Genomic DNA, 9041 nt, shown 5'->3' with positions numbered 1-9041 from the left:
GTCGTCGTGCCGGGCGCGACGCCGTTGACGGTGCAGGCCACCCCGTTGAGCCGCACGTCGACGGGGGTGGACACGACGCCGGTGTGCGTGGCGTTCCAGCCGATGGTGGCTGTGCCGCCGGCCTCGATGACGCGCGACCATGCCGGCTGCGTCACTGTCACCTGCGCGCCGTTGGCCGTGAAGTCGCCGAGCCATCCCTGGGTGAGCCGCTCACCCGAGGCGAACCTCCAGGTCAGGGTCCAGCCGTCCACGCGGTCGCCGGTGTTGTGGATGACGGCGGCGCCGGTGTGGCCGGTGTTCCACTGCGCTGTGGTCGTGAAGTCGACGGCGCATCGCACGGCCGCGCTCGCGAGCGTGGCGCCGGCCACTGTCGCTCCCACGAGGGCGAGCGACACGGCGGCGAGCATCGCGGTGACCCTGCCGCGCCGCAGGCGGCGTGCCTGGCGGGCCTGCCGCACACGGCGGCGGATCTGCGCGCGGGACGTGCGGGGCGGGGTGCTCGTGTCCATCGGGGCTCCTGTCCAGCGTGGCCGAGCGCCTGTGCTCGGTGGACGTCGCCGGCGGGGCTGTCGGTCAGGCAAGGGCTTTCCCAGCGGCTCGCCGAAAGTAACAGGAGGATCACGGCCGACGGGGGAGTGTGAAGCGATTCTCATCGAGCCCGCGCATCCGACAGCCGGCGCCAGCAGGCAGGGCGCGCTGCGCGCTCCAGCCGCCGGAGCGCCGTGTCAGAAGGTGTCAGAGGTGTCAGGGGGCCACACCGTCGGTCACGGCGTGGATCTCGGCGACGCGGAACCCCTCGGCCGGACTGCCGGTGAGCGCCATCTCCAGGGTCACGTCGGGCTGGATGTTCACACCGGTCCACGTGCAGACGAGGCCTGTCAGCACCGTCCCGCTGCCCTCCGCGCAACCGTTGAACGTCATCACCGGCTCATCCATGACGGTCGGCAGCACGTCGGTCACCCCCTCGGCGCCGTACGCCCGCTCCAACGCCTCGTCATCCGTGATCCAGGCCCGGTACACACACTCGGCCGCATGCTCGGGGCCGACCGGGTCCACCGGCTCCTCCGGGCACTCGGCGGCCTGGCCTGGCAAGGGTGAGGACTCCTCCGTGGGCCCCGCGCCGGCTGCCTGCCCTGACGCGCACGCGGCCGAGCACAGCACGACGACAGCACAGGCCTGGGTGGCGACGCGGCGGCGGATCGCGCTCATGCGCCGCAACATAGCGGGGGAGGGCGCCGCGGGTCGAGGGTCGCGGCCCGAGGGCGCGGCAGGCATGAAGAAGGCCCGACCCCCGAGGGGCCGGGCCTTCCTGTGGTGCCCGCGAAAGGACTCGAACCTTCGACCTTCTGCTCCGGAGGCAGACGCTCTATCCACTGAGCTACGCGGGCGTGCGCATGTTGCTGGCGCAGGTCCCGAGACTACCAGCAACCAGGGCCTCGGCCGCCAACCGATGTGCTCAGGACACGTCGATCAGACGCGAGAGGTAGGTGTCGACCTCGGTCATCGCCGCGACGTCGTCGCCGTCGGTGATGGCCGCGACGAGGTCGTCGTGGCCGGGGTCGTCGTCGACGGGGCGCTCGAAGTTGAAGCGGATGTTCTCGGTGATCGCGTCGAGCAGGCTCTCGTAGAGCGAGAGCAGCACCGGGTTGTGCGCGGCGCGCGCGATCGCGAGGTGCAGGGCCAGGTCGGAGGCCACCATCGCGTCCAGGTCGCCCAGCGAGTAGGCGGTGGCCCGCTGGTCGCGGAGCTGCTCGAGGGCGGCGACGTCGGCCGTGGTGCGGCGGCGGGCGGCGAGCCGGGCGGCCTCCACCTCCAGGCTGCGCCGGACCTCCACCACATCGCGCTGGTGCGCGTCGGCGATCTGGCGGCCCATGGTGACGGCCAGCTCGGACGTGGACAGCACGTACGTGCCGGAGCCCTGGCGGCGGGCCAGGAGCCCCGCGTGCACGAGCGACTGCACCGCCTCGCGCACCGTGTTGCGCCCCACGCCCAGCAGCTCGGCGAGCGCCGGCTCAGGCGGGATGCGGGTGCCGACGGGCCACCGTCCCGAGGTGATGCGCTCGCGGATCCCATCGACGGCGGTGTCGATCAGTCCAGTGCGTCGCCGCATGTGTGGAGTCCTCCCTCATCGTCGCCCAGGCCGGGGCGACCGCTGTGCGGACGTCATTGTCGGCACGTGGTCGGAGCAGTCAACACCGCCGACACCGTCGGCCGCCAGACCAACGTCCCATGTCTGCGCAGGTCCGGCCACGTGAGGCGGGGGACACATGACGGCAAAGACGGCATCGCGTGCGGCGGATATCCGTGCGGGGCACCAGGCAGGCCTCGCTACCCTGGTGTCGTGACCCCTGCTGAGCTCTCTGCTGCCCTCCGTGACGCCCTCGTGGCGGCGGTCGCCGACGGCGCCTTCGCCCTCGACCCCGCCGACATCCCCACCACCGTCCACGTGGAGCGACCCCGGCAGCGCGAGCACGGCGACTGGGCGACGAACGTCGCGATGCAGCTCGGCAAGAAGGCCGGCACGAGCCCGCGCGCGTTCGCGGAGGAGCTGGCCACGCGCCTCAAGGCCGCGCCTGGCGTCGCGAAGGTCGACGTCGCGGGCCCCGGCTTCCTCAACATCACCCTCGACACCGCTGCCGCTGGCGAGCTCGCGCGCGGCATCGTCGACGCCGGACCGGCCTACGGGCGCTCCGAGGCGCTCGCGGGCGAGAAGATCAACCTCGAGTTCGTCTCCGCGAACCCGACGGGCCCCATCCACATCGGCGGGGTGCGCTGGGCGGCCGTGGGCGACAGCCTGGCCCGGGTGCTGCAGGCCGCGGGCGCGGACGTGACCCGCGAGTACTACTTCAACGACCACGGCTCGCAGATCGACAGGTTCGCGCAGTCGCTGCTTGCCCGCGCGCTCGGCCGGCCCGCACCCGAGGACGGCTACGGCGGGCAGTACATCGGCGACATCGCCGACGCCGTCATCGCGCAGGCGATCGCCGCCGGCGACCCGGACCCGCGCACGCTGCCCGAACCCGAGGCGCAGGAGGTCTTCCGCAGCCGCGGCGTCGAGCTCATGTTCGGCGAGATCAAGGCCAAGCTGCACGACTTCCGCGTCGACTTCGACGTGTACTTCCACGAGGACTCGCTGCACGAGTCCGGCGCCGTGGACCGCGCCGTCGAGCGGCTGCGCGAGCTCGGCCACATCTTCGAGGCCGACGGCGCGCTGTGGCTGCGGACCACGGACTTCGGTGACGACAAGGACCGCGTCATCATCAAGTCAGACGGCGAGGGCGCCTACATCTCCGGCGACCTCGCGTACTACCTGGACAAGCGCGAGCGCGGCTTCGACCGGGCCATCATCATGCTCGGCGCGGACCACCACGGGTACATCGGCCGCATGATGGCGATGGTCGCGGCCTTCGGGGACACCCCGTGGGTCAACCTGGAGATCCTCATCGGCCAGATGGTCAACCTGATGCGCAACGGCGAGCCGGTGCGCATGTCCAAGCGCGCGGGCACCATCGTCACCATCGACGACCTGGTGGACGCGGTCGGCGTCGACGCCGCCCGCTACTCCCTGGCCCGCTCGGCCGCCAACTCCAGCCTGGACATCGACCTGGACCTGCTGGTCAGCGCCACGAACGACAACCCCGTCTACTACGTGCAGTACGCGCACGCCCGCACCGTCAACGTGGCGCGCAACGCCGCCGACTCCGGGGTGCGGCGCGAGGACGGCTTCGACGCCGCGCTGCTCGACCACCCGTCCGAGACGGTGCTGCTCGGCTCGCTCGCGGAGTTCCCGCGCATCATCGCCCAGGCCGCCGAGCTGCGTGAGCCGCACCGCGTGGCCCGCTACCTCGAGGAGCTCGCGGGCAGCTACCACAAGTGGTACGACCAGCGCCGCGTCACGCCCTTCGGCGACGAGGAGGTCACGGACGTGCACCGCACGCGCCTGTGGCTCAACGACGCGACGCGCCAGGTGCTCGCCAACGGCCTGGACCTGCTGGGTGTGAGCGCCCCGGAGCGGATGTGACCACGCCCGCCGCCGCGGCCGGGACCGCCCTGGGGCAGCCCTGGTCCAGCGGCGCCGCGCGCACCCCCGACGGCGCGCTCAGCGTGGCGGGCCTGGACCTGCGCGCCCTGGCCGCGGAGCACGGCACGCCCGCCTACGTGCTCGACGAGGCCGACTTCCGCCACCGGGCCCGCGCCTACCGCGAGGCCTTCGAGCACGCGTTCGCCTCGATCGGCACAGGCGTCGACGTCTACTACGCCGGCAAGGCGTTCCTGTCCGTGGCGGTCGCACGGTGGGCGCATGAGGAGGGCCTGCGGGTCGACACCGCCACCGGCGGCGAGCTCGCGGTGGCCCTGCGCGCCGGGATCCCCGGCGCGGACATCGGGCTGCACGGCAACAACAAGTCCGACGCGGAGATCGACCGCGCCCTGGAGGCAGGGGTCGGGCGGATCATCATCGACTCCCTCGGCGAGGTGGAGCGGGTCGCCGCGGCCGTGCGCGCCCGGGGCGGCGAGCCGGCGCCCGTGATGGTGCGGGTGACCACCGGCGTGCACGCGGGCGGCCACGAGTACATCTCCACGGCGCATGAGGACCAGAAGTTCGGCCTGTCGATGGCCGCGGCCCACGACGGCGCCCCGAGCCCCGCGCTCACCGCGCTGCGCCTGGTGCTCGACCACCCCGAGCTGCGCCTGCTGGGCATCCACTCGCACATCGGCTCGCAGATCCTGGACCCGTCCGGGTTCGAGGTCGCCGCGCACAAGGTCATGGGCCTGCGCGCGGAGCTCGCCGCGCAGACCGGCGTCCTGGCGCCCGAGGTGGACCTGGGCGGCGGCTTCGGCATCGCCTACCTTCCGCAGGACGTGCCGCTGGACCCCGCGCGGCTCGCGAAGGACGTCGCCTCGGCCGTCCAGGGGGCCTGCGTCGAGCACGGCACGCCGCTGCCGCGGATCTCGATCGAGCCGGGCCGCGCGGTCGTCGGCCCCAGCACGCTCACGCTGTACACGGTCGGCACCGTCAAGGACGTGACGGTGGGCGACGGGCCCGAGCCGTTCACCCGGCGCTACGTGTCGGTGGACGGCGGGATGAGCGACAACCTGCGGCCCGCGCTGTACGGCGCGCAGTACCACGCCGAGCTCGCCTCGCGTGTGGGCGACGAGGCCCCGGTGCTCGCGCGCGTGGTCGGCAAGCACTGCGAGAGCGGCGACATCGTGGTGCACGAGGTGCGCCTGCCGGCCGACGTGCGCGCCGGCGACCTCCTGGCCGTGCCCGCCACGGGCGCCTACGGGCGGTCGATGGCCTCGAACTACAACCACGTGCCGCGCCCGCCCGTGGTGGCGGTGCGCGACGGCGCGGCACGGGTGATCGTGCGGCGCGAGACCGAGGACGACCTGCTCGCGCTCGACCTGGGCTGACTCGAGCGGGGCTGACGTGCTCCACGGGCCGCCGCGCCCAGCACCCGGACCCGCATCCGGGTGCTGGTGGCGGCGCACTACCCTGAGGTCGCCGAGCGACGAACTCGCTCGCTTCTGACCCTCCGGTCCTGGACCGGCCCCCGAAGGAGGCGCCCAACCGTGGCAGTGCCCGAGCAGCCCCGACCCGATTCCGCCGCGTCGACGTCGACGTCCACCGAGACGGGCCGAACGCTGCGCGTCGCCGTCCTCGGCTGCGGAGTCGTCGGCACCGAGGTCGTACGGCTCCTCACGACGCAGGCGAGCGACCTCGCGGCCCGCGTGGGCGCCTCGCTCGAGCTGGTGGGCATCGCGGTGCGCGACACGTCCATCGAGCGCGACCCCGTGGTGGACCGCGCGCTGCTCACGGAAGACGCCGAGGGCCTCGTCGAGCGCGCCGACGTGGTCGTGGAGGTGATGGGCGGCATCGAGCCCGCCCGCACGCTGCTGCTGCGCGCCATCGAGCACGGCGCCGCGGTGGTCACCGCGAACAAGGCGCTGCTCGCCCAGGACGGCCCCACGCTGTACGCGGCCGCCGACGCCGCCGGCGTGGACCTGTACTTCGAGGCCGCCGTCGCAGGCGCCATCCCGATCGTCCGCCCCGTCCGCGAGTCGCTCGTGGGGGACCGGGTGCAGCGCGTGCTCGGCATCGTCAACGGCACCACCAACTACGTGCTGGACAAGATGTCCACCGAGGGCCTCGACCTGGACGCCGCCGTCAAGGAGGCGCAGGCGCTGGGCTACGCGGAGGCGGACCCGACGGCCGACGTCGAGGGGTACGACGCCGCGGCCAAGGCCGCGATCCTCGCCTCGCTGGCCTTCCACACCCGCGTCTCGATCGACGACGTCGACCGCGAGGGCATCAGCGGGATCACGGCCGACGACGTGGTCTGGGCCGAGCGGACGGGCTACGCGATCAAGCTGCTGGCCATCGCCGAGCGCAGCGACCAGGGCGTGCAGGTGCGGGTGCACCCCGCGCTGGTGCCCCTGACCCACCCGCTGGCCGGGGTGCGCGGCGCCTACAACGCGGTGTTCGTCGAGGCGGAGGCCGCCGGCGAGCTCATGTTCTACGGCCGCGGCGCCGGTGGGGCGCCCACCGCTTCGGCGGTGCTCGGCGACGTGGTCTCGGTGGCCCGCCACCGGGTGCTCGGGGGCAAGGGCCCCGTGGAGTCGTCGTACGCGGCGCTGCCGGTGCTGCCCGCCTCGGCGGCGCGCACCCGGTACCAGGTCCGCATCGACGTGGACGACCGGCCGGGCGTGCTGGCCACGGTCGCGGCGGTCTTCGCCACCCATGGCGTCTCGATCGAGGCGATGCGGCAGGCGCCGGCCCCGCTGGGCCCCGACGGAGTCGGGTTCGCCCGCCTGATCCTCACGACGCACCAGGCGTCGGAGGAGGCGCTGTCCGCCACAGTGGCGGCGGTCGCCGACCTCGACGCGGTGCGTCGGGTCATCTCCGTGCTGCGAGTCGAAGGAGCCTGAGCCCGATGGCACACCAGTGGCGAGGGATCATCGCCGAGTACGCCGACCGCCTGCCCGCCCACCTCAAGGAGCGGGTGGTGACCCTCGGGGAGGGCGGCACGCCGCTCGTGGCCGCGCCGGCCCTCTCCGAGCGCACGGGCGCCGAGGTGTTCGTCAAGGTCGAGGGCATGAACCCCACGGGCTCCTTCAAGGACCGCGGGATGACCACGGCGATCTCGTCGGCCGCGGGCCGCGGCGCCAAGGCCGTGGTGTGCGCCTCGACGGGCAACACGTCCGCCTCGGCCGCCGCGTACGCCACGGCTGCGGGCATGCTCTGCGTGGTGCTCGTGCCGGACGGCAAGATCGCGATGGGCAAGCTCAGCCAGGCCATCGCGCACGGCGCCAAGCTGCTGCAGGTCGACGGCAACTTCGACGACTGCCTGGTGGCCGCGCGCAAGCTCGCCGAGGTGTACCCGGTGGAGCTCGTGAACTCCGTCAACCCCGACCGCATCGAGGGCCAGAAGACCGGCGCCTTCGAGATCGTCGACGCGCTGGGCGACGCCCCGGACATCCACGCGCTGCCGGTGGGCAACGCGGGCAACATCACCGCGTACTGGAAGGGCTTCCGCGAGTACGCGGGCCTGGACGCCGGCAGCGACCTGCCCGCCGTCGCCACGCGCACCCCGGCGATGTGGGGCTTCCAGGCGGCGGGCTCCGCGCCGATCGTCGCGGGCCACCCCATCACGCATCCCGAGACCATCGCGACGGCCATCCGGATCGGCAACCCGGCCTCGTGGGAGCAGGCCGAGCAGGCGCGGGACGCCTCGGGCGGGCTCATCGAGGCCGTCACCGACGAGCAGATCCTCGCGGCGCACCGCATCCTGTCGAGCGAGGTCGGCGTCTTCGTCGAGCCCGCCTCGGCGTCGGGGGTGGCCGGCATCCTCATGCTCGCGGAGCAGGGCCGTGTTCCCGCTGGCGCGCGCATCGTGGTGACGGTGACCGGGCACGGCCTCAAGGACCCGCAGTGGGCGCTGCGCAACGCCGACGGCTCCGACGTGACTCCGCAGCGGGTGTCGGCCGACGTCATGTCGATCGCCGACGCGCTCGAGCTCGGCTGAGCAGCCCCGTGATCCTCGGCCACGACCGGGCGCGGGCGCGCGTCCCGGCGACCAGCGCGAACCTCGGCCCCGGCTTCGACTCGCTCGGGCTGGCGCTTGCGCTGCACGACGACCTCGAGGTGCGGGTGCAGCCCGCGGGCGTGCGGGTGCAAGTCACCGGGGAGGGCGCCGGCGAGGTGCCCGATGGCGAGAGCCACCTGGTGCTGCGCGCGCTGCGCCTGGCTCTGGACCACGTGGGCGCCGAGCAGCCCGGGCTGGCGCTGACCTGCGTGAACCGCATCCCGCACGGCCGGGGCCTCGGCTCCTCGGCGGCGGCCGCCGTGGGCGGGCTGCTGCTCGCGCGCGCCCTGCTGGCCGACCCCGCGGCGCTGGACGACGACACCGTGCTGGCCCTGGCCACCCGGCTCGAGGGCCACCCGGACAACGCGGCCCCCGCGCTGCTGGGCGACGCGACGATCGCCTGGATCGAGGGCGCCGACGGCGCCCGCCAGGCCCATGCCGCGCCGTTCCCGGTGCACCCCGACATCGTCCCCGTGGTCCTGGTGCCCGACGCGCGGCTGTCCACCCAGCACGCGCGCAGCGTCCTGCCCGCGGCGGTGCCGCACCGGGACGCGGCGTTCCAGGCCGGTCGCGCGGCGCTGCTCGTGGAGGCGCTGAGCCGCCGCCCCGACCTGCTGCTGCCGGCCACGGAGGACCGCCTGCACCAGGAGCACCGCCGTGAGGTCATGCCCGAGTCGCTCGCGCTGGTCGACGAGCTGCGCTCCAGCGGGGTCGCGGCTGTGGTGTCCGGGGCGGGGCCGACGGTGTTGGCGCTGACCCGCCGATCGGGGGAGGGCACGGACGCCGACGAGGCGCTCGCCGGGGCGATCTCCACGCGCGCGGGCGCATGGCGGATGCTCCGACCGGGGGTCGATTCTGACGGCGCGCGGACCTGGTCGGGCGCCTGAGCGACGGGCTCGTTCAGCCCTTCGGGTGAACAGTCGTGGTCCTGTCTTCGGACTTCGGCGCGGTGTTACG

General features: G+C 73.8%; 8 protein-coding genes and 1 tRNA gene. 5 read left to right on the top strand and 4 right to left on the bottom strand.

The features are described 5' to 3' along the window. The 4 genes from QUV83_RS16500 to QUV83_RS16485 form a co-directional block, all read right to left on the bottom strand. Positions 1–509 (bottom strand): cellulose binding domain-containing protein (locus tag QUV83_RS16500; RefSeq protein ID WP_289566015.1); only part of this gene is annotated, 509 nt, incomplete at its 3' end. 235 nt (positions 510–744) lie between these two features. After that, on the bottom strand, positions 745–1209 hold the full coding sequence (locus tag QUV83_RS16495) for a hypothetical protein (RefSeq protein WP_289566014.1): 465 nt from the start codon (positions 1207–1209) through the stop codon (positions 745–747). Positions 1210–1312: 103 nt separating this feature from the next. Further along, positions 1313–1388, bottom strand: a tRNA-Arg gene (locus QUV83_RS16490). Positions 1389–1456: 68 nt separating this feature from the next. Then, the gene (locus QUV83_RS16485) at positions 1457–2110 is read right to left on the bottom strand and encodes a FadR/GntR family transcriptional regulator (RefSeq protein WP_289566013.1); all 654 of its coding nucleotides are present in this window, start codon (positions 2108–2110) and stop codon (positions 1457–1459) included. Between the two features lie 231 nt (positions 2111–2341). On the opposite strand from QUV83_RS16485, the gene argS reads away from it, so the two are divergent. The 5 genes from argS (at position 2342) to thrB (ending at position 8971) form a co-directional block, all read left to right on the top strand. Then, positions 2342–4021 carry an arginine--tRNA ligase gene (gene argS / locus QUV83_RS16480; protein ID WP_289566012.1) on the top strand — a complete coding sequence of 560 codons (1680 nt, stop codon included), beginning with the start codon at positions 2342–2344 and terminating at the stop codon, positions 4019–4021. Continuing rightward, positions 4018–5412 (top strand): diaminopimelate decarboxylase, encoded by a 1395-nt coding sequence (lysA, locus tag QUV83_RS16475; protein WP_289566011.1) that lies wholly within the window; start codon positions 4018–4020, stop codon positions 5410–5412. Before argS ends, lysA begins: the two co-directional genes overlap by 4 nt. Before the next feature lie 231 nt (positions 5413–5643). Beyond that, positions 5644–6927, top strand: coding sequence for a homoserine dehydrogenase (locus QUV83_RS16470; RefSeq protein WP_289566019.1), 1284 nt, complete (start codon positions 5644–5646; stop codon positions 6925–6927). 5 nt (positions 6928–6932) lie between these two features. After that, positions 6933–8024 carry a threonine synthase gene (gene thrC, locus QUV83_RS16465; protein WP_289566010.1) on the top strand — a complete coding sequence of 364 codons (1092 nt, stop codon included), beginning with the start codon at positions 6933–6935 and terminating at the stop codon, positions 8022–8024. Between the two features lie 8 nt (positions 8025–8032). Further along, a complete protein-coding gene (thrB, locus tag QUV83_RS16460; RefSeq protein WP_289566009.1) occupies positions 8033–8971 on the top strand; it encodes a homoserine kinase in 939 nt (312 codons plus the stop codon). Positions 8972–9041 lie beyond the last annotated feature (70 nt).

The organism is Cellulomonas cellasea (assembly GCF_030372105.1).
GTDB classification, from domain to species: domain Bacteria; phylum Actinomycetota; class Actinomycetes; order Actinomycetales; family Cellulomonadaceae; genus Cellulomonas_A; species Cellulomonas_A cellasea_A.
The sequence above is the reverse complement of the archived record's forward strand: the minus strand, read 5'-3'. Positions and strand labels throughout refer to the sequence as shown.

What these genes read in the sequence shown, in the direction of transcription:
- QUV83_RS16485 (WP_289566013.1), bottom strand. Translation starts at nt 2,110, where the DNA reads ATGCGGCGACGCACTGGACTGATCGACACCGCCGTCGATGGGATCCGC.
- thrC (WP_289566010.1), top strand. Translation starts at nt 6,933, where the DNA reads ATGGCACACCAGTGGCGAGGGATCATCGCCGAGTACGCCGACCGCCTG.
- QUV83_RS16495 (WP_289566014.1), bottom strand. Translation starts at nt 1,209, where the DNA reads ATGAGCGCGATCCGCCGCCGCGTCGCCACCCAGGCCTGTGCTGTCGTC.